Annotated in this window: 20 protein-coding genes and 1 pseudogene; 8 read left to right on the top strand and 13 right to left on the bottom strand. The window is 68.2% G+C overall.

The features are described from left to right. Nucleotides 1-79: 79 nt before the first annotated feature. The 4 genes and pseudogenes from aac(3)-IV to mepA form a co-directional block, all read right to left on the bottom strand. Nucleotides 80-879, bottom strand: a pseudogene (aac(3)-IV, locus tag VNS22_RS24305) (AAC(3)-IV family aminoglycoside N-acetyltransferase); the annotation flags it as partial. A gap of 76 nt (nt 880-955) precedes the next feature. Beyond that, complete coding sequence (locus VNS22_RS24310; protein WP_325737122.1) at nt 956-1,471, bottom strand: hypothetical protein; 516 nt, start codon at nt 1,469-1,471, stop codon at nt 956-958. A 63-nt stretch (nt 1,472-1,534) separates the two neighbouring features. Continuing rightward, entirely contained in the window at nt 1,535-1,924 is a 390-nt protein-coding gene (locus VNS22_RS24315) for a surface-adhesin E family protein (RefSeq protein ID WP_325737124.1), read from the bottom strand. Nucleotides 1,925-2,032: 108 nt separating this feature from the next. Further along, nucleotides 2,033-2,881, bottom strand: coding sequence for a penicillin-insensitive murein endopeptidase (gene mepA / locus VNS22_RS24320; protein WP_325737126.1), 849 nt, complete (start codon nt 2,879-2,881; stop codon nt 2,033-2,035). Nucleotides 2,882-2,964: 83 nt separating this feature from the next. Here mepA and VNS22_RS24325 point away from each other — a divergent pair, with 83 nt between their 5' ends. The 6 genes from VNS22_RS24325 to VNS22_RS24350 all read left to right on the top strand — a co-directional run bounded on the left by VNS22_RS24325 (nt 2,965) and on the right by VNS22_RS24350 (nt 8,111). Beyond that, nucleotides 2,965-3,657 carry a metal-dependent hydrolase gene (locus VNS22_RS24325; protein ID WP_325737128.1) on the top strand — a complete coding sequence of 231 codons (693 nt, stop codon included), beginning with the start codon at nt 2,965-2,967 and terminating at the stop codon, nt 3,655-3,657. A 64-nt stretch (nt 3,658-3,721) separates the two neighbouring features. Further along, nucleotides 3,722-4,576, top strand: coding sequence for an alpha/beta hydrolase (locus VNS22_RS24330; RefSeq protein WP_325737129.1), 855 nt, complete (start codon nt 3,722-3,724; stop codon nt 4,574-4,576). Between the two features lie 18 nt (nt 4,577-4,594). Next, on the top strand, nt 4,595-5,047 hold the full coding sequence (locus tag VNS22_RS24335) for an OsmC family protein (RefSeq protein ID WP_325737131.1): 453 nt from the start codon (nt 4,595-4,597) through the stop codon (nt 5,045-5,047). 101 nt (nt 5,048-5,148) lie between these two features. Then, complete coding sequence (locus VNS22_RS24340) at nt 5,149-6,324, top strand: iron-containing alcohol dehydrogenase (protein WP_325737132.1); 1,176 nt, start codon at nt 5,149-5,151, stop codon at nt 6,322-6,324. Nucleotides 6,325-6,424: 100 nt separating this feature from the next. Continuing rightward, entirely contained in the window at nt 6,425-7,351 is a 927-nt protein-coding gene (locus tag VNS22_RS24345; protein ID WP_325737133.1) for a bifunctional helix-turn-helix transcriptional regulator/GNAT family N-acetyltransferase, read from the top strand. A gap of 10 nt (nt 7,352-7,361) precedes the next feature. Further along, nucleotides 7,362-8,111, top strand: coding sequence for a class I SAM-dependent methyltransferase (locus tag VNS22_RS24350; RefSeq protein WP_349261887.1), 750 nt, complete (start codon nt 7,362-7,364; stop codon nt 8,109-8,111). A 36-nt stretch (nt 8,112-8,147) separates the two neighbouring features. Here the strand turns inward: VNS22_RS24350 and VNS22_RS24355 are convergent, their stop codons facing one another. From VNS22_RS24355 to VNS22_RS24395, 9 genes are all read right to left on the bottom strand, one after another. Beyond that, nucleotides 8,148-8,897: a thioredoxin family protein gene (locus VNS22_RS24355; protein ID WP_325737137.1), complete on the bottom strand. Its 750-nt coding sequence runs from the start codon at nt 8,895-8,897 to the stop codon at nt 8,148-8,150. A 97-nt stretch (nt 8,898-8,994) separates the two neighbouring features. After that, nucleotides 8,995-9,441 carry an SRPBCC domain-containing protein gene (locus VNS22_RS24360; protein ID WP_325737139.1) on the bottom strand — a complete coding sequence of 149 codons (447 nt, stop codon included), beginning with the start codon at nt 9,439-9,441 and terminating at the stop codon, nt 8,995-8,997. Further along, nucleotides 9,402-9,788, bottom strand: a complete 387-nt coding sequence (locus tag VNS22_RS24365) for a metalloregulator ArsR/SmtB family transcription factor (protein ID WP_325737141.1) — start codon at nt 9,786-9,788, stop codon at nt 9,402-9,404. Before VNS22_RS24365 ends, VNS22_RS24360 begins: the two co-directional genes overlap by 40 nt. A gap of 97 nt (nt 9,789-9,885) precedes the next feature. Further along, nucleotides 9,886-11,265 (bottom strand): DUF1593 domain-containing protein, encoded by a 1,380-nt coding sequence (locus VNS22_RS24370; RefSeq protein ID WP_325737143.1) that lies wholly within the window; start codon nt 11,263-11,265, stop codon nt 9,886-9,888. Between the two features lie 561 nt (nt 11,266-11,826). Further along, nucleotides 11,827-12,795, bottom strand: coding sequence for a cyclase family protein (locus tag VNS22_RS24375; protein WP_325737144.1), 969 nt, complete (start codon nt 12,793-12,795; stop codon nt 11,827-11,829). A gap of 53 nt (nt 12,796-12,848) precedes the next feature. After that, nucleotides 12,849-13,541 (bottom strand): ABC transporter permease, encoded by a 693-nt coding sequence (locus VNS22_RS24380; RefSeq protein ID WP_325737146.1) that lies wholly within the window; start codon nt 13,539-13,541, stop codon nt 12,849-12,851. A 16-nt stretch (nt 13,542-13,557) separates the two neighbouring features. Continuing rightward, on the bottom strand, nt 13,558-14,268 hold the full coding sequence (locus VNS22_RS24385; RefSeq protein WP_325737148.1) for an ABC transporter permease: 711 nt from the start codon (nt 14,266-14,268) through the stop codon (nt 13,558-13,560). 30 nt (nt 14,269-14,298) lie between these two features. After that, nucleotides 14,299-15,093, bottom strand: coding sequence for an ABC transporter substrate-binding protein (locus tag VNS22_RS24390; RefSeq protein ID WP_325737150.1), 795 nt, complete (start codon nt 15,091-15,093; stop codon nt 14,299-14,301). A gap of 67 nt (nt 15,094-15,160) precedes the next feature. Then, nucleotides 15,161-15,799 (bottom strand): TetR/AcrR family transcriptional regulator, encoded by a 639-nt coding sequence (locus VNS22_RS24395; protein WP_325737152.1) that lies wholly within the window; start codon nt 15,797-15,799, stop codon nt 15,161-15,163. A gap of 227 nt (nt 15,800-16,026) precedes the next feature. Between VNS22_RS24395 and VNS22_RS24400 the strand changes: the two genes are divergently transcribed. Then, nucleotides 16,027-17,145, top strand: a complete 1,119-nt coding sequence (locus VNS22_RS24400) for an HlyD family secretion protein (protein ID WP_325737154.1) — start codon at nt 16,027-16,029, stop codon at nt 17,143-17,145. A 6-nt stretch (nt 17,146-17,151) separates the two neighbouring features. Continuing rightward, the coding region (locus VNS22_RS24405) for a DHA2 family efflux MFS transporter permease subunit (protein ID WP_325737156.1) at nt 17,152-18,710 on the top strand (1,559 nt) is incomplete at its 3' end.

The raw sequence follows: 18,710 nt of genomic DNA on the forward strand, positions 1-18,710 counted from the left end.
GCCTGGAAGTCGGCGGCAAGTCCCCGCGTTTGATCTTCCCGAACGCCCGGCTCGACCACACCATCGTCGGCACGGCGAGATGTTCGCCGGAAGGCTTCGTCCGTCGCGGGGCCTTCAGGCCAGGCTGGCGCGGGCCTTGTCGCATTCGGCGCAGCCAGCGCCGGGCGGGTGCAGGAACAGGAGCGGGTCGGCCGCCAGATGCGCTGTGGCCAGCCGGACGATGTCGCGGGCACGGGCCAGCCGGGCGTGCCCGTGGCCGACCGGCCCTTCCCGCTGCAGGCCCGCCGCGCGCAGCCAGTCGTCGGCGAGCGCGAAGCGCTGGCAGCAATGGTTGTTCTCGGCATAGTCGAGCCGTACCGGCCGACCGTTCTCGAGCACGGTCAGCCAGGACGGGGTCCGGTAGGGCACGCCGGCGATCAGCTCGGCCAGGTGCAGCGTCGTGTCGGCATCGTGGCCGACCCCCAGCAGCAGCACCTGCCCGTCCAGCTCGCGGACCCGGCCCACCGGGCTTTGCGGAATGTGCGGCGGCAGGGGCAGAGGATCGGCGGTGATCCGCTGCGCCAGTGGGCCGTGTGCCGCGAAGGCCTGGGCATGGTCGCTGCGCCGCACACCCGGCCGGCGCCAGAACCGGTCGGCGGCAACACCCAGATCGGCTGCCGCCGAGCTGCGCGCCGGGTCGAACGGCCGGTCGTCCTCGCCCGACCAGGACGGCATCACCAGCGTGCCCTTGGGGCCGACCGCCGCCAGCAGCGCATCGATCAACCCGTCCGGGCCGCCCTCGACCGGCCGTATCGCCCGGAACGACGTGTGGACGAGCAGCACGCCGCCTGCAGCCACGCCCAGGTCGTGGAGCTGGCGGACGACCTCGCCGCGGTTCAATCGATCGCCACCATCACATCGGATGATCTGACCACGGCCTGGACCGTGTCCCTGCTACGGTTGCGGGCGCTGATCCTCATAGCGCCTCCCCGTCCGTGGCCTCGATGCGGATGATGTCGTCGACATAGCGGCCGGCCGACTTGTCACCCGGCAGCACCAGGCGGGCCAGGCCCTCGACCGGCTCGCCGTCCTGCGCATGGGCGACCAGGACCTGCGCGCCGCCGAACATCGGGGCGATCTCGCCACCCGAGAGCACCACCTGATAGCCGTCCCGCCCGGTGACGGTGAAGACGCGGCGCAGGATTGCGTTCTTGCTCGCCTCCTCCGTCAGGCCCGCTTCCTCCAGCAGCGTCCACAGCAGCACACCCTCGAAGCTGGCCTGGACCGGGCCATGGCCGGTGCTGAAGAACACCACGGCCGTGCTGGCGGGCCGCCGTGCGAGATCCTCGCGGCGCAGCGTCACCGCCTGGCCGTCCGGCCCGACGAGCAGCAGGGCATCGGTCGGCTGCCCGTCGGCGCGGGCAGGCGGAGAGAGCGATCCCATCGCCAGCAGGACGATGGCGATCCTGGCAAGGCGGGTGGCCGCCGGCATTCATCGACTCCGCATCCAGCCAATCTTAGCTTCAGCGATACGGAACGGCCGGCAGCTTGTCGACTAGCGGCAGACCGCCTGGCGGGCGACGTCGGCGCTGGAGCCCTCCGGTTCCTTCAGGGTCAGCGGCACCCGCTCGCGCTTCTGCGCCAGGGAGCGGGTCCCTTCCGCGTCGCTGAACAGGGTGATCTTGTCGGTGGTGACCGTGCCGGAGCGGCAGTCGAAGCGGGCGTCGAAGCGCGCGGACGCGATCACCGGGCCGTCCAGGTCCAGCGGCGTGGCATACAGGACCCGATAGGAGATCGCGCGGACCTCGGCGGCAGCCTGCTGCTTCATCTTGCTGGCGTCGATGAAGACCTGATTGCCCTTGGCCGACACGCCCACGGCTTCCCAGCGGGCGGCATATGCCGGTGTGGCGAGGACGAGAAGGGCCAGCAACGCCAGCAACCGCATGCAATAGCTCCCCCCTGCATCGGCATTGGAGCGATCCTAGGGGCAGTTCCGGCCACGACGCAAATTGCGATGCGTCCAGAACTGCGCTCCATCCCTGCCCCTGATCCGTCAGGGTGCTTCCAGGACGGTGCGGCACTGGGTGGGGAGGTCGCCCAGCCGCAAAGGCGGGGGCGGCGGCTCGTCGGAGGGTTGCCAGGGCTCGTCGCTGAGCCACCAGGCCAGTTCCGCGCCGCAGCCGTCGCCTGCAGGTGGCGGCTCCTGCGGCCGGCAGCCCGGCTCGTCGTCCGGGCAGCGCAGGCGGATGTGGAAATGGGCGTCGTGTCCCCACCAGGGCCGGACCTTGCCGAGCCAGGCCCGCTCGGCCCCGGCGGTGGCGCATAAGCTCTGCTTGATGCCGGGATGGACGAAGATCCGCTCGACCTCCGGCCGCAGCGCCGCGGTGCGGATCATCGCCAGCTGGGCCGCGCCCAGCAGATCCGGGTCGGCCTCGCGCGTGCCCGGCCGCAGCATCGACACCGCACCGATGCTCTCACGCTCCGGATCGGACAGGGTGTGGGCCGGCATGGGCGTGAGCCAGATGTCGGCATCCAGCCCGATCTGGTGGCTCGTATGGCCGGTGCGCATCGGCCCGCCACGCGGCTGGGCCATGTCGCCCACCAGGATGCCGGGCCAGCCCTGGCCGCGCAGGTCCCGGGCCAAGCGCTCGATCACCCGGATGAGGTCGGGATGGCCCCAGCCGCGATTGCGCGACGGGCGCATGGTCTGGTAACCCTCGCCGCCTCGCGGCAGGGCCACCGCACCGGCGAGGCAGCCCTTGGCGTAGCTGCCGAACACGGCAGCCGGTGGCGGGGCAGGTCCCGTGGCGCTGCCGAACAGTTCCTTGGCGGGCGGCTCGGCCGCCAGGACAGGCGGCATTGCCAGGAGTGCGAGCAGGATGGCCGAGAAGAGCGCCTTCATGCGCCCGGTCTAGCCGGGTCGCTTGGGCTCGCCTAGCTTGCGGCGCTATTTACCAACCAGATTTGGAACAGGTGGAAACGAAGATGCTCAGAGTAACCTGGCTCGGCCATTCCGCGATCCACCTCCGGATCGGCGAGCGCTCGGTGCTGTTCGACCCGTTCCTGACCGGCAACCCCTCCTATCCGGAAGGTGCCCTGGAGAAGCTCGGCGACATCGACCTGATCTGCCTGACCCATGGCCATGAGGACCATCTGGGCGACACGGTGCCGATCGCCAAGCGCACCGGCGCCACGGTGGTCACCGCGTATGAGGTGGCGCTCTATCTGGGCAGCCAGGGCGTGGAGAATGTCGAGCCGATGAACCCGGGCGGCCAGATCGAGGTGGCAGGCCTCCAGGTGGCACTGACCCGCGCCTACCATTCCTCCAGCATCCACGAGAACAACGTCGCCCGCTATCTGGGCAATCCCTGCGGCATCGTGGTGCGCAACCACGAGGACAGCTTCTACCATGCGGGCGACACCGACCTGTTTTCCGACATGGCGCTGATCCGCCGGCTCTACCGGCCGCGCGTGGGTGCCTTGCCGATCGGCGACCGCTTCACCATGGGCCCGCGCGCCGCGGCGATCGCCCAGAACGAGTTCCTGCAGATGGACGCGGTCCTGCCGATCCACTGGGGCACGTTCGACGCGCTGACCGGCTCCGCCGACGAGTTCCAGAGCGAGGTCAACCGCGGCCAGGTGCTGCGCGCCCAGCCGGGCGAGACGATCGAGATCTGAGGGAGCCGCGCCGACTGCGCCAGCGCAACGGTCGGAACGGAGCGCAGCACGAAAGGAGCTGCCCATGGGTTCCGGGAGCATCGATCCGGACGGCTGGGATCTGTCCGGGCGCTTCGATTTCCATGGCCATGTGATCCGCTACGGGATCATCGGCCAGGGCAAGCCGCTCGTGCTGCTGCACGGCACGCCGTTCTCCTCGCTGGTCTGGCGGCGGATCGCGCCCTGGCTGGCCCGGTACCGGCAGGTCCATTACTTCGACCTGCTGGGCTATGGCCGCTCGGCCAAGCCGGACGGTGACGTCTCGCTCGGCATCCAGAACGGGCTGTTCGCAGCACTGCTCGATCACTGGCAGGTGGAGCGGCCGGACGTCGTCGCCCACGACTTCGGCGGTGCCACCGCACTGCGCGCCCATCTGCTCGACCGGCGTGACTACCGGTCGCTCACGCTGATCGATCCGGTGGCGATCGGGCCATCCGGCTCGGCCCTGGTGCAGTCGGCCAGGGACCACGAGGCGGTGTTCGCGGCACTGCCCGCCTACATCCACGAGGCGATCCTGCGCGCCTATCTCGGCGGTGCGGTCTTCCATCAGCTGCGCGATGGCGAGATGCAGCTCTATCTCGATCCATGGCTGGGCGAGGTCGGGCAGAAGGCGTTCTATCGCCAGATCGCCCAGATGAGCGACCGCTACACCGACGAGATCGAGCAGCGCCTGGGCGAGGTGCGCTGCCCCACTTCCATCCTCTGGGGCGAGGAGGACACCTGGATCCCGCTGGAGCGGGGCCGGGAGCTGGCCCGGCGCATCCCCGGCGCGACCTTCACCCCGGTGGCGCAGGCAAGGCATCTGGTCCAGGAAGATGCACCGGAGGCGGTGGTCGCGACCGTGCTGGACCTCCTCGCCCGGTGCGACGCGACGCAATGACGGCGGCAGGAAGCAGCGATGGCGACCTATACGGCAGACATCAACTGGCAGCTCCGGGACGGCGAGGACTTCCTCAAGGGCCGCTACAGCCGTGGCCACACGGTCGGCTTCGACGGCGGTGCGACCGTCGCGGGCTCGGCCTCCCCGCACGTGGTCGGCAAATGGGCGGTGCCTTCGGCGGTCGATCCGGAGGAGATGCTGGTGGCGGCCATCTCCAGCTGCCACATGCTGTCCTTCCTCCACGTGGCCAGGCTCGCCGGCTTCACCGCGACCGCCTACCGGGACCATGCGGAGGGCGTGATGGCCGAGATCGCACCCAGCCGGGAGGCGGTGACCCGGGTCGTGCTGCATCCCGAGGTCGAGTGGCAGGGCACCGCACCGGACGAGGCGAAGCTCCAGTCCATGCATCACGAGGCACACGAGCTGTGCTTCATCGCCAACTCGGTGAAGACCGAGATCACCGTGGCATGATCCTGCCGGCATGCGCGATGGCGCAGCCCGGCGTCAGCACCCTTACCGAGCCGGCGGGCCGGCGCTAAACCAGCCGCCGTCATCCGCCTTTGGACAGGCCCATGCTCGACTTCAGGACGCTCTCGACCACCTGGAACTATCCGACCCGCGTGCTGTTCGGCGCCGGTGCCGTCGGCAAGCTCGCCGAGGCCTGCAAGGCGGCGGGCATGCAGCGCCCGCTCGTGGTGACCGACCCCGGCATCGTCAAGCTGCCGATCATGGCGACGGTCCTGGACACGCTGAAGGCGGGCGGGCTCGAGGCCGCGGTGTTCTCCGACGTGAAGCCCAACCCGGTCGCGGCCAATGTCTCGGCCGGCCTGGAGGTGTTCCGCGCCGGCAGGCATGACGGCGTGGTGGCACTCGGCGGCGGCTCGGGCCTGGATGCCGGCAAGGTCATCGCCTTCATGGCCGGCCAGACCCGGCCGATGTGGGACTTCGAGGACATCGGCGACTGGTGGACCCGGGCCAATCCGGACGGCATCGCGCCGATCGTGGCGATCCCGACCACGGCCGGTACCGGCTCGGAGGTCGGCCGCGCCGGCGTGATCACCGACGAGAGCACCCACACCAAGAAGATCATCTTCCACCCGAAGATGATGCCCAGCACCGCGATCCTCGACGCGCAGATGACGGTCGGCCTGCCGAAGAACCTGACCGCCTGGACCGGCTTCGACGCGCTGGCGCACTGCCTGGAGGCCTATTGCGCACCGGGTTTCCACCCGATGGCGGAAGGCATCGCCGTGGAAGGCATCCGGCTGGTCAAGGAAGCCCTGCCCAAGGCAGTGGCGGACGGCGGCGACCTGGAGGCGCGCGGCAAGATGCTGATCGCCTCGGCCATGGGGGCCACCGCCTTCCAGAAGGGCCTGGGTGCCATCCACTCGCTGAGCCATCCGGTGGGCGCCATCTACGACACCCATCACGGCCTCACCAACGCCGTGTTCATGCCCTATGTGCTGGCGTTCAATCGGGAAGCGATCGCCGAGCGGATGGAGCGGCTGTCCGCCTGGCTCGGCCTGTCGGGCACGTCCGGCTATGATGCCTTCCTCCAGTGGGTCCTGCGCCTGCGCGCGGAGCTGGGCATCCCGAACACGCTGGAGGGGCTGAAGGTCGGACCGGAGCGCTTCGCCGAGATGGCGAAGATGGCCGAGGCCGATCCGACCGCCGGCTCCAACCCGCGCAAGCTCACCGCCGCGGATGCCGAGCAGCTCTTCGCGAATGCGCTGGCCGGCAAACTCTGAGCCCTTGGCCGCCTCGGGATCGGCCGGTTCCGGGGCGGCGCCGAATAGTTGACTCAGTCAAGCTCCGTCCTAGACTTCCTCATCGAAGGGAGGCCGGGGCATGGAGCTGCAGCAGGCTGTCGATCAGGACCAGGTAGCGGCGGTTCGAGGCTTCAACCGCTTCTACACCCGCCAGATCGGGCTGCTCGACGAGGGCCTGCACCAGAGCAAGTTCTCGCTGACCGAGTGCCGGGTGCTCTACGAGCTGGCGCAGCATGACGGGCAGAGTGCGGCCGGGCTCGGACGCGAGCTCGGGCTGGATGCGGGCTATCTCAGCCGGATCCTGAAGCGCTTCGAGGCGCAGGGCCTCATCTCCCGCACGCCGGCCCCCGGCGACGCCCGGCAGGCGGTGCTGCGGCTGACACCGCAAGGACGGGCAGCCTACCGGCCGCTCGACCGGGCCTCGCAGCAGGAGGTGGCGGCGATGCTCGCCCGCCTGCCTCGCTCGGAGCGGCGCAGGCTGGTCGAGGCGATGACGACGGTGCACCGGGTGCTGGCCGGGATCAGGGCCGAGGTGGTGCTGCGGGAGCATCGGCCCGGCGACATCGGCTGGATCATCCATCGCCAGGCCCGGCTCTATGCCGAGGAATATGGCTGGGATGCGACCTACGAGGCGCTGGCGGCCGAGATCGCCGGCGCGTTCGTCCGCAGTCTCGATCCGGATCGCGAACGCTGCTGGATCGCCGAGCAGGCGGGCGAGATCGTGGGCAGCGTGTTCCTGATGCGGCAGACGGATGCGGTCGCGCAGCTGCGCCTGCTCTATGTCGAGCCCAGGGCACGCGGATCGGGTCTGGGCCGGCATCTGGTCGCCACCTGCATCGCCTGTGCCCGTGCTATGGGCTATCGGGTCCTGACGCTCTGGACCAATGACTGCCTGGTCGCGGCGCGCCGGATCTACGAGGAGGCGGGGTTCCGTCTGGTGCGGGAGGAGCCGCACCATTCCTTCGGCAAGGACCTCGTGGGGCAGACCTGGGAACTGGCCCTCTAGCGGGAGGACGATCGTGGCGGCGTTCAAGGACCACTTCTCCACCAGCGCCACCGGCTATGCCACCTACCGGCCGAGCTACCCGCAAGCGCTCGTCACGTTCCTCGCCAGCGCCGCGCCCGGCCGGGAACGGGCCTGGGATTGTGGCTGCGGGACCGGACAGCTGTCGGTGCCGCTGGCGGAATACTTCGCCGAGGTGATGGCCAGTGACGCCAGCGCCCGGCAGATCGAGAACGCCACGCCTTATCCCCGCGTCAGCTACCAGGTAGTGCCGGCCGAGCGCTCCGGCCTGCCCGACGGCAGCGTCGACCTGATCACGGTCGCCCAGGCGGCACACTGGTTCGACCTGCCGGCCTTCTATGCCGAGGTGCGGCGGGTGGCACGGCCGGGCGGCGTGCTGGCGTTGATCAGCTATGGGATCCTGGAACTCGACGGGCCGGCCGGGCCGGTCATGCAGCGCTTTTATCGCGACATGCTCGGACCCTACTGGCCACCCGAGCGCCGCCTTGTCGAGGAGGGTTACCGGTCCCTGCCCTTCCCGTTCGGGGAGTTCACGGCACCGTCGCTCGCGATCGAGGTCGCATGGCGGCTGGACGACCTGACCGGCTATGTCGGGACCTGGTCCGCGGTGCAGCGGGCGCGTGCTGCCCTGGGGCAGGATCCGGTCGCCCCATTCCGCGCGGAACTGCTGCCGGCCTGGGGCGATCCGGAGGCAAGCCGGCCGATCCGCTTCCCCCTGTCGCTGCGGGTCGGGCGGGTCTGACCGGCCAGGGCCTGCTGATGTCGCTCACCGGAACGATCAGGCCGGCACCGGCTCCGGATGGCAGGCGCAGGCGGACCGACCTGCCGTCTCGTAGCGGTCGTGATGCCGGACCCAGTCGCGCAGGTCGCCATTCGGCCCGTTCTCGTTGCGGCCGAACGGGGTGAGGTCCAGGAAGTTGTAGGCGCCGACCAGGCGCTCGTCGCCGCGCGCGAAGGTCGAGTAGGTGTGGAAGACCTGGCCCTCGGCGTCCTTGTAGAAGACGCTGACGCCGGGCAGCTCGTCGCAGACATAGGGCTGCGGGGCATAGTTGTAATAGACGTCGCCGCGCTGCCGGTCGTCCTCGGTGAAGGAGACGTCGAAGTCGAAATTGAAGTCGCTGTCCAGCGAGGACACCCAGCGAAACGTCCAGCCCATCCGCCGGCGGAACGCCTCGATCTTGGCAAGCGGGGTGCGCGAGACGGCGGCGAACGCGACATCGTGATGGTCGAGATGGCGGAACGCCGGCTCGACATGGTCGGCCATGAACGAGCAGCCGACGCAGCCCTCCTCCCAGTCCGGACCGAACATGAAGTGCTGGACGACCAGCTGGCTGTGCCGGCCGAACAGCTCGGTGAGGCCCACCGGCCCTTGCGGCGCCTCAAACCGGTAGACCTTCTCGATCCGTACCCAGGGCAAGGCGCGTCGCTCGGCCGCCAGCGCGTCCTGCGCGCGAGTCAGCTCCTTTTCCTTCACCAGATGTGCCTTGCGCCGGGCGAGCCACTCCTCGCGGGACACCACGTCATGCATGGGACATGCTCCTTCCTTGCCCGAAGCGCATGCGGCATCGGCCGGCACTCCGGATCGGTTGCCGTGAACGGAGGAAAGCGACAGGGGCCGTGCCGGCTCAGCCGGGGCCGGCGTCCCGTTCGACCAGGGCGGCCAGCTTCTCGGCCGCACCGGTCCAGCCGGAGCGATGCGCGTCGCGCGCCGCCTCGTCGAAGAACTGCTCGTGGGTCAGCGTCATCACCGTGCCGTCATCGTCCGGCTTCAGCGCTACCGTCACCAGCGATTCCCGCTCCGGCGTGCTGCGCCAGGCCCAGGTGAACACCAGGCGCTGGTGCGGCACCACCTCGCGATACGCGCCGCTGACGTCGTGGCGCTCGCCGTCCAGGGTGTGGAAGGCGATGTGGAAGCGCCCGCCGGGCCGGACATCGGTCTCGGCCTGGACGGTCGGGCCCGCGTCCGGGCCGAACCACTGGACCAGCTGCCGGGGCTCGGTCCAGGCCGACCAGACCCGCTCCGGCGACGCCCTCAGGCGCCGCCGGATGGTGAGGCTGGGCTTGGTGGACATTCAACCTCCTGCAGCGGCTCGTCCTTTTCCAGGAAGGCGGCCAGGCGATCGATGCGCTCGGTCCAGAACCGCTGATAGCGGGACAGCCACGCCATGGCCTCCTCCATCGGAGCAGCGTTGAGCCGGCAGGACACGACCCGGCCCGACTTGCGGCGCTCGACCAGGCCGGCGTCGGACAGTACGTCGAGATGCTTCATGATCGCGGGCAGCGAGACCGGGAACGGCCTGGCGAGCTCACTCACCGACAGGGTCTCGGCCTCGCCGAGGCGGGCCAGCAGCGCGCGCCTGGTGGGATCGGCCAGTGCGGCGAAGGTGCGGTCGAGGATCGGGTCGGGTTGCTTAACCATTGAGTTAAGCATTAGTCCGCCGTCACCTCTTCGTCAAGGTAGGAAGAAGCTTCCCCAGGTCCGGCTCCCCGGCAGGTTGCCGGGGAGCCATGGGCGATCAGTTCTGCACGTTCACCAGCACCCGCTGATAGCGGGTCAGCCTGGGCGAGCCGTTGTCGGTGACTTCCAGGATCACGTTCAGCGGCGTCGACAGCGCGGTGCCGGGCGCAGTCAGGGTCGCCTTGGCGGAGTTGGCGTTGTCGATCTTGACCGAGTCGTAATAGTTGCTGACTTCCTTGTAGATCCACCAGCGATAGCTCAACCCGTCGCCGTCTGGATCACTGGACTTGGAGGCATCCAGCGTTACCTTGCCGCCCGGCTTGACCGTCACGTTGGCAGCGCTGGCGAGCTTGGCCACCGGCGGGTGGTTGGCCTGAGCATAGTTGGTCTCCAGCCAGCGGACACGCGCCGCGAAGTCGGCCTGATAGGCCGGGCGCCAGCGTGCCACGGCCATGCGGCGCGACTTCACCCCGTTCACCTCGTCCAGCAGGCCCTTCGAGGTGTAGAGGTTCTTCGAGATCTTGTAGTATTCGGCCTCCTTGGTGTAGCGGCCGCCCCAGCCGCCGCCCTTGGGCAGTTCCGGGTCGCTGAGACCGATCGGCAGGATGTGGAGGAAGGACGGGCTGTCGCCTTCCTTCAGGCCTTTCTCCGTGGTGTTGAGCGGATACATCCGGCCGAGATTGCCGCGGTTCAGGATGTTCGCCTTGAGCCAGGTCTCGTTCTGCATCGACTGGTCGCCCAGCAGATACATGCCCCGGAAGGTGGCCGTCTTCGAGCCGTCATGCTCGATGCTGGCGATCCAGAACATCTCCTTGGCGTTGTCCATCAGGTACTGACCGGGCTCCGGCGAGTACTGACTGAGGCTGATCGAGTAGACCCGCAACTTGCGCTGGAACGCGATGAAGGCCGCTTCGGAGCGGGTCGACTTCACGTTGTAGATCGCCTGGGCCAGCTCGCGGATGCCGCCCCAGACCAGGACCCAGATGGGCCCCTGCGACTGGTCGACCATGTAGACGATGTGCTGGGCCGCGGCGGAATCGTAGCCCTTGCCGACCTTGTTGTTGAGGTTCAGGCCCGGCTTGACCCGGTTCTTCAGCAGGGCGGCGGTAGGAAAGTTCGGGTCATGCTGCCGCAGCCTGCCCAGGTCCTTGCCGTAGGCATCGAGCACGGCATTGACCAGATCCGGCCGGACCGGGCCCTTCGGGATGTAGGTAGGCAGGATGCCCTTGATACTGAGCTCGTTGCTGTAGAGCAGCATCCGGATCAGGGATTGGGTATCGTCGGGATCCTGGCCGATATCCGTCAGGACGATCACCTCGGGTGCTGCCGCCCGCGCGGGCGACCAACCCGCCGTCTGGCCCAGCGCCAGCAGCGCCAGCGAGGCCGTCAGGACCAGTCGTCCCCCCCGCCCGGCCAGCTTCGCAAATAACCGTCTCACTTTCCCTCCGCTCAGCATCCGTGACGGTCGAGCCGGGGCAGGTCGCAGGCACGCGGCGGGGTGGATGCACGACCCGCTCCGGCCCGGCGAGGACTGGTCAGCCATCAGTCAATCACGCAGAAATGAGACGGAACTTTCTCTTCGTTCAGCTAGGAATCATCCGGCCGCGAAAAGAACCGACAGAAATTCCAGATTCTCATCTAGCCCTTGTGACAGCCGCCTCCTGCACCAACGCGTATACACAAGACAAACCTGTCCTGTGCGCACTGGAATCATTTCCAGCGACATCCGGTAACTCCCCGGTAACCATCTGGTAGGGCGACTTTCCGGAAATTGCAAACCACATGATCCGAGCTTTCCGGAAGTGTGGGGCAATGGATGGAAATGTTTCGACGGTCGGCGGCAATGGACCGCTGGCCGCTGGAAGCGGAAGACCGGCCGATATTCCAGGCCAGCATTGGATGGCCGCCACTGCTGCAGCGACCACCCAGCTCATTCACCCGCCCGTCCGATGCGGCGAATTGCCGCATGAACGGCACCAGGACGAGCGGGCAGGACCGGTCAGAGCAACGGCATCGCGACCGGCCGCATCGGCGTCCCGGTGGCCCCGCGCAGCTTGATGCAGGCGCCGAAGAAGGCGAACTCGTACACCTTGTCGGCGATGAGCTCGTCCAGGAACGCCATCTCCAGGATCGGCACCCCTGCCTCTGCCAGCAGGTAGGTGTGCACCGGGAAGAAGTTGAGCGGATGGGCGCCGGGCGTCTGCTCCAGCGTCAGGTTGTCGGCGCCGATCATGATCGCGCCGTTCTTGCACAGGAACTCCGCCCCCTCACGGTTCAGGCCGGGCGTGTCCTTGGTGAAGCTCATGTCCGGCCACTTCTTCATCTGGCCGGTGTTGATCAGCACCACGTCGCCCAGCTTCAGCTCGAGCTGCTGGTGCTTCAGGCAGTCGTCCAGATCCTTGGCACCGATGCCATAGCTGGGCGGCAGGGTCTCCACGCCATGCATCGCCGCGATGTCGAGCAGGATGCCGCGCGCCAGGATCGGCGGGTACTTCTCCGGCCCGCACTTGGTCCAGGCCCGGCTGCCCAGATACTGCTCGGCGGTGAAGCCGTTGAAGATCTGGCCGTTATAGCCGAAGTGGTTGAACGTATCGATGTGCGTGCCGCAATGGGTGTACATCGAGATCGCGTCGCCCGAGTAGGCGACCAGCTGGTTCGCTTCCAGGCTCACCCCCATGCTGTTGCCGGCGATCTCGCCGGCGGGCGTGTGGGTCATCCAGATCTGGTAGGGCTGGTCACCGGCGCCGAACCAGCCGGGCATGCCGATGAAATGATCGACCGAGAGGTCGAAGATCTTGGTGGCATCGGCGCGGCCCAGGATCGCGGCGCGCGAGGCGCCGTCGATCACGTTCAGCATCCCGATCTCGTCGTCCGGCCCGTAGGGGCTCTTCGTGACCTTGTGGAACTCGGCGTTGTAGGCGACGATCTTCTGCTTCTCGGCCTCGCTCACATAGCATACGACGCACATGGGCGCTTCCTCCCGCTTCTTTCGAGGGCTCGTCTCGGCGACACGCCGGCGTCCTAGCCGGTGCGCGGCCGCAGATGCGCGAACCAGGACCGCTCCAGGCGGCGCATGGCAAGGGTGATCAGCCAAGTCAGTGCCAGATAGCACGCCCCAGCGGTGATAAAGGCCTCGAACGGCGCATAGTAGCGGGACTGGACCAGGCGGGCGGCACCGGTCAGGTCCAGCACGGTGACGATGCTGACGATCGAGCTGCCGTGCAGCATGAACACGATCTCGTTGCCATAGGCCGGCAGCGCCCGGCGGAAGGCACTCGGCAGGATGATCCGGCGCATCATCAGGCCCGGCGACATGCCGCAGGCGCGTGCGGCCTCGATCTCGCCCCTGGGCATGGTCTGGATGGCGCCGCGCAGGATCTCGGCGGTGTAGGCGGCCGTGTTCAGCACGAAGGTCAATAGCGCGCAGAACCAGGCTTCACGCAGCAGGAACCAGAACGGGCTGGCGCGCACCGCCGAGAACTGGCCGAGGCCGTAATAGATCAGGAACAGCTGGATCAGCAGCGGCGTGCCGGTGAAGCAGTAGGTGTAGAGCCAGGCGGGGGCGTTGATCAGCGGGTTGCGGCTGGCGCGCATGATCCCGACCGGGATCGCCAGGACCAGGCCGACCAGCAGCGAGACCGCCACCATCCAGACCGTGTTCCACAGGCCCAGCGCATAGAACTGCCAGCTCTCCAGAACGACGCTGAAGTCCAACCCCTGGCTCCCCTTCCTAGCGGTAAGGCCGCTGGGCCCGCGCTTCCAGCGTGCGCAGGACCAGGAGCGAGGCGGTGGTAAACAGGAGGAACAGCACCGCGACGAACAGGTAGAAGGTGAACGGCAGCCGGGTGGCGCCCACCGCGAACTGGGCCTTGCGCACCATGTCCTCCAGACCGATCACCGAGAGCAGTGCCGTCGACTTCAGGAGCACCAGCCAGTTATTGGTGATGCCGGGCAGAGCATGGCGGACCGCCTGCGGGAACAGGACGCGGCGGAACACCTGGAACGGGGTCATGCCGAAGGCGCGGGCGCTCTCGAGCTGGCCATGCGGCACGGCCAGGATGGCGCCGCGGAAGGTCTCGGCCATGTAGGCGCCATAGATGACTGCGAGCGTCAGCACGCCGGCGATGAACGGGTTGATGTCCAGATAGCCGATCGGCGCGCCGCCCTGCGCCTCGATCCAGGGATCCACCCAGGCGACCAGCTTGTTCACCAGGATCTGGCCGCCGAAGAAGATCAGCAGCATCAGCACCAGGTCGGGGATGCCGCGGATCACGGTGGTATAGGTGAGCGCCGCACCGCTGGCGATGCGGCTGTGAGACAGACGGAGCAGGGCCACCGCAATGCCGATCAGCACGGCCAGCACGACGGACAGGAGGGCGGAAGCCAGCGTCAGCCGGGCGCCCTCCAGGATGGTCCATCCATAGCCGTGCAGATCGAGCATGAGCAGCAGCCGCTGGGCGCTCAGGCCGGCTCAGTCGCCGTACACGTCGAACTCGAAATACTTGCTCTGGATCTCCTGGTACTTGCCGCTGGCGCGGATCCCCGCGATGCCCTTGTTCAGGAGCTCCACCAGATCCTCGTCGCCCTTGCGCACGCCGATCCCGGCGCCCAGGCCGAAATACTTCGCGTCGTTGATCGGATCGCCGACGAACTGGAAATCCGCGCCCTCCGGCGTCTTCAAGAGGCTCTCGGACAGGACCACCGCGTCCTCGAGCCGCGCGTCGACCCGGCCGGACACCAGGTCGAGCGTGGCTTCCTCGCCCGTGGCGTAGCGGACGATCTCCGCGCCGGCCGGCTCCAGATTCTCGGTCGCGTAGCGGTCCTGGGTGGTCTCGCGCTGCACGGCGATCCGCTTGCCGTTCAGGCTCTCGGGCGAGCCGTCGATGCCGGAATCCTTGTGCACCACCAGCCGGGTCGGGGTATCGTAGTACTTCTCGGTGAAGTTGATGCTCTTCTTGCGCTCCTCGGTGATCGACATGGACGCGATGATCGCGTCGTACTTGTTGGCCAGCAGTGCCGGGATCATCCCGTCCCAGTCCTGCATGACCAGCTCGCACTCGACCTTCAGCTCCTCACAGAGCGCATGGGCGATGTCGACGTCGAAGCCGGCGAGCTGCCCGTCCGGCGTCACGTAGTTGAAGGGTGCATAGGCCCCTTCCGTGCCGAACCGAATCTTGTTCCATTCCTTGGCTTCGGCCGTGCCGAGCGTGAACAGGCTGACGGCCAGGGCCAGCGCACCGAGGACGGTTCTTCTTGGCTTGAGCACGACAAATATCTCCTGCTGCGGCAACTGTCCGCCCATGGGGAGACAGTCGACGACGCGCGGATCAGCGTCAAGCGACGCCGGGTGCGTAGGCCCTGAGGAAGCGATCGACCGCCGTGCGGGCCAGGAGGGCGCGCTCGCTGCGGTGCGGCAGGGTGGGTACCGCGAACAGGGCGCGCAGATGGAGGTCGGCGCGCACCAGGCTGATCAGATCGACCGCGGCCCGCTCCGGATCGGCGACCTCGATCTCGCCGCGTCCGGCCGCCTCGGCCAGCACCCGCGCCAGTGTCCCGCGCAGCCGGAGCGGGCCGTTCTCGTAGAAGGTCGTGCCGAGCTCGGGTGCGCGCACCGATTCGGCCATGATGGTGCGATAGATCGCGACCACGTCCGGGCGGAGGATGAAGTCCAGGAAGCCGTCGGCGAACGCCACGAGCCGGGTGCGCAGGTCGCCCTCACCCGGCAGGGCCACCATGCCGGCATGACCCTGGCAGGCATGAAGCACGACCGAGGCGAACAGTTCCTGCTTGCTCTGGAAATGCTCGTACACAGTGGCCTTGCCGACCTTCGCCTTGCGGGCGATGTCGTCCATGCTGGTGGCGGCATAGCCCTTTTCCGCGAACAGCTGCCTGGCCGCGTGCAGCACTGCCTGCGGCTTGCCGGCAGCCTCGCCGGGGGGCTGGAAATCCTGGAGTTCGGACAGAGGCAGCATGATCACGGGCGGTGCTAGAACTGAACGGTTCGGTTCTGCACAAAGATGGAGCATGAGTGTCGCCGCGACAAGAAGGGAGCTAGGCAAACCGCGCAAGTCAGGCTTGCATAGCCCCAGAACTGAACGGTTCAGTTTCCTACTTGATCCTGCAGCGCCGGGAGCGCATCTGCGGGACGTTCGTTCTGTTGCGTGCCGGCGTTGCCGGTAACGGTCCGAAGGTTGCGGTCATGGCAGGCGTAAAGAAACTCGTGCTGGGCAGCCTCGCGGCGGCCGCGATCGCCGGGGGCGGCTGGGCCGGCTGGCAGTACTGGCATGAATGGCGCTTCGTCGAATCCACCGACAACGCCTATGTCCAGGCCGACACTGCGCCGATCGCGCCCAAGGTCGCGGGCCTGGTCCAGGAGGTGCGCGTGGTCGACGACCAGCGGGTCCATGCCGGCGACCTCCTGTTCCGCATCGACCCGGTCGACTATGCCGCGGCCGAGGCGGCCGCCACGGCGGCCGTGGAGGCGCAGACGGCGCGCATCGCCACGATCGGCACCCAGATCGAGCTGCAACGGGTCGTGATCGACCGGGCGCATGCCGGCATCGAGGCGGCACGGGCGCAGCTGGAGCTGGCCCGCTCCGAATCCGAGCGCTCCACCAAGCTCGCCGAGCAGAAGTGGACCAGCCGCGAGACCCTGGAGCGCGCGACCTCCGAGGCGACCCGTGCCGCGGCCATGCTGCGCCAGGCCGAGGCCGACCTCGCCAGCGCCGAGGGTCAGCTCGACGTGCTCCAGGCCCAGCGCACGGAGGCCCATGCGGCCCTGCACGAGGCCGAAGCGCGGCTCGCCGCCGCCCGCGCCGACCTCGCGGCGACGGAAGTGCGCGCGCCGGTCGACGGGGTGGTGGGCGGCAAGTCGGTGCAGGTCGGCCAGTATCTGCGCGCCGGCAGCCAGGCCATGCTGGTGGTGCCGCTGCCTGACGTGCACATCGTCGCCAACTTCAAGGAAACCCAGATCGGACGGATGCGGATCGGGCAGACCGTGCGCCTGGCGGTGGATGCCTGGCCGGACCGGGAGATCGAAGGCGTGATCTCCAGCCTGGCGCCGGCCAGCGGTGCCGAGTTCAGCCTGTTGCCGGCCGAGAACGCCACCGGCAACTTCACCAAGATCGTCCAGCGCGTGCCGGTCCGCATCGACCTGGAACAGGGCAACGCGCTGGCCGGCCTGCTGCGCCCGGGCCTCTCGGTCGAGGTCAGTGTCGACACGCGCGGCGAGGCTGACGGGGCGCAGCTGGCCGAGGGCGTGTTCGGCGCTGCCCGTCCGGCCGGCCTGGCCGGCGGATCGCTCGCCGACCGGCTCTGACGCACGATGGCCAGCACCGCGGCAGTAGCGACGGCAGCGCCAGCCCGAGCACCGGCAGGGCCGCGCCCGATAGCGGTGCTGGGCTTCTTCGCCATGGTGTTCGGGATGTTCATGGCGATCCTGGACATCCAGATCGTCAGCTCGTCCTTGCGCGAGATCCAGGCTGGCCTCGCCGCCAGCTCGGACGAGATCGCCTGGGTGCAGACCAGCTACCTGATCGCGGAGGTCGTGATGATCCCGCTGTCCGGCATGCTGTCCCGGGTGCTCTCGACCCGGATCCTGTTCGCCGTCTCCTGCGGCACCTTCACCCTCGCCTCGTTCCTGTGCTCCACCGCGGGCTCGATCGAGGAGATGATCATCTGGCGGGTGCTGCAGGGCTTTCTCGGCGGGGCGATGATCCCGACCGTGTTCGCCACCAGCTTCATCCTGTTCCCGCCCGAACGCCGCGCCGGCATCTCGGTGCTGATCGGCCTGGTCGCCACCATGGCGCCGACCATCGGGCCCACGCTGGGGGGCTGGCTCACCGAGACCTTTTCCTGGCATTGGCTGTTCCTGGCCAACGTGCCGCCCGGCATCATCGTGACGGTCCTGGTCTGGCGCACGGTGGACATCGACAAGCCGGACCTCGGCCTGATGAAGGGCTTCGACTGGCTGGGCCTGGCCGCGATGGCGGCGTTCCTGGGTTCGCTCGAATACGTGTTCGACGAGGGGCCGCGCTGGGACTGGCTGGACGATACCGGCGTGCGCTACGCAGCAGTGATCGCGGCGGTGGCCGGGGTCCTGTTCTTCTGGCGGGTGCTCAGCTACCGCCAGCCGATCGTGGAGCTGCGCGCGTTCCGGGACCGCAACTTCGCGATCGGCTGCGTGCTGAGCTTCGTCCTGGGCATCGGCCTCTATGGCTCGGTCTATCTGCTGCCGCTCTTTCTGGCCAGCGTGCGCGGCTACAACGCGCTGCAGATCGGCCAGATCATGTTCGTCACCGGCCTGTTCCAGTTCCTTTCCGCCCCGCTGGCCGGGATGCTCAGCAAGAAGATGGATCTGCGCGCGATGCTGGCGCTGGGCCTGATCCTGTTCGGTCTGGGCGTCTACCTGAACCACGAGGTAACCAACCAGAGCTCGCTGGCCGAATTGTTCCTCCCGCAGGCGATCCGCGGCGTGTCGCTGATGCTGTGCTTCCTGCCGATCAACACACTGGCACTCGGCACCCTGCCGCCCGACCGGATCAAGAACGCGTCCGGCCTCTACAACCTGATGCGCAACCTGGGCGGGGCCATCGGCCTCGCCCTGATCAACACGGCGATCGACCACCGGATGGCGCACCACATGCGCCACCTCCTGGACCAGCTCAGCCTGTCGCGCGGGATCGTGACCTCGACCCTGGAATCGATGAGCGGCCGGATGGGCGACCTGCTCGGCGGCGATCCCGACCAGGCCGCGCTGCGCACGCTCTTCAACATGGCCGAGCGCGAGGCCAGCGTGCTCACCTATGCCGATGCCTTCCTGCTGATGTCGGCGGTGTTTTTCCTCGCACTCCTGCTGATGCCGCTGGTGCACAAGCCGAAGGC

It is taken from the genome of Geminicoccus sp., assembly GCF_035556675.1.
Taxonomy (GTDB): Bacteria; Pseudomonadota; Alphaproteobacteria; order Geminicoccales; family Geminicoccaceae; genus Geminicoccus.

What these genes read in the sequence shown, in the direction of transcription:
- VNS22_RS24310 (WP_325737122.1), bottom strand. Translation starts at nt 1,471, where the DNA reads ATGCCGGCGGCCACCCGCCTTGCCAGGATCGCCATCGTCCTGCTGGCG.
- VNS22_RS24315 (WP_325737124.1), bottom strand. Translation starts at nt 1,924, where the DNA reads ATGCGGTTGCTGGCGTTGCTGGCCCTTCTCGTCCTCGCCACACCGGCA.
- mepA (WP_325737126.1), bottom strand. Translation starts at nt 2,881, where the DNA reads ATGAAGGCGCTCTTCTCGGCCATCCTGCTCGCACTCCTGGCAATGCCG.
- VNS22_RS24325 (WP_325737128.1), top strand. Translation starts at nt 2,965, where the DNA reads ATGCTCAGAGTAACCTGGCTCGGCCATTCCGCGATCCACCTCCGGATC.
- VNS22_RS24330 (WP_325737129.1), top strand. Translation starts at nt 3,722, where the DNA reads ATGGGTTCCGGGAGCATCGATCCGGACGGCTGGGATCTGTCCGGGCGC.
- VNS22_RS24335 (WP_325737131.1), top strand. Translation starts at nt 4,595, where the DNA reads ATGGCGACCTATACGGCAGACATCAACTGGCAGCTCCGGGACGGCGAG.
- VNS22_RS24340 (WP_325737132.1), top strand. Translation starts at nt 5,149, where the DNA reads ATGCTCGACTTCAGGACGCTCTCGACCACCTGGAACTATCCGACCCGC.
- VNS22_RS24345 (WP_325737133.1), top strand. Translation starts at nt 6,425, where the DNA reads ATGGAGCTGCAGCAGGCTGTCGATCAGGACCAGGTAGCGGCGGTTCGA.
- VNS22_RS24355 (WP_325737137.1), bottom strand. Translation starts at nt 8,897, where the DNA reads ATGCATGACGTGGTGTCCCGCGAGGAGTGGCTCGCCCGGCGCAAGGCA.
- VNS22_RS24360 (WP_325737139.1), bottom strand. Translation starts at nt 9,441, where the DNA reads ATGTCCACCAAGCCCAGCCTCACCATCCGGCGGCGCCTGAGGGCGTCG.
- VNS22_RS24365 (WP_325737141.1), bottom strand. Translation starts at nt 9,788, where the DNA reads ATGGTTAAGCAACCCGACCCGATCCTCGACCGCACCTTCGCCGCACTG.
- VNS22_RS24375 (WP_325737144.1), bottom strand. Translation starts at nt 12,795, where the DNA reads ATGTGCGTCGTATGCTATGTGAGCGAGGCCGAGAAGCAGAAGATCGTC.
- VNS22_RS24385 (WP_325737148.1), bottom strand. Translation starts at nt 14,268, where the DNA reads ATGCTCGATCTGCACGGCTATGGATGGACCATCCTGGAGGGCGCCCGG.
- VNS22_RS24395 (WP_325737152.1), bottom strand. Translation starts at nt 15,799, where the DNA reads ATGCTGCCTCTGTCCGAACTCCAGGATTTCCAGCCCCCCGGCGAGGCT.
- VNS22_RS24400 (WP_325737154.1), top strand. Translation starts at nt 16,027, where the DNA reads ATGGCAGGCGTAAAGAAACTCGTGCTGGGCAGCCTCGCGGCGGCCGCG.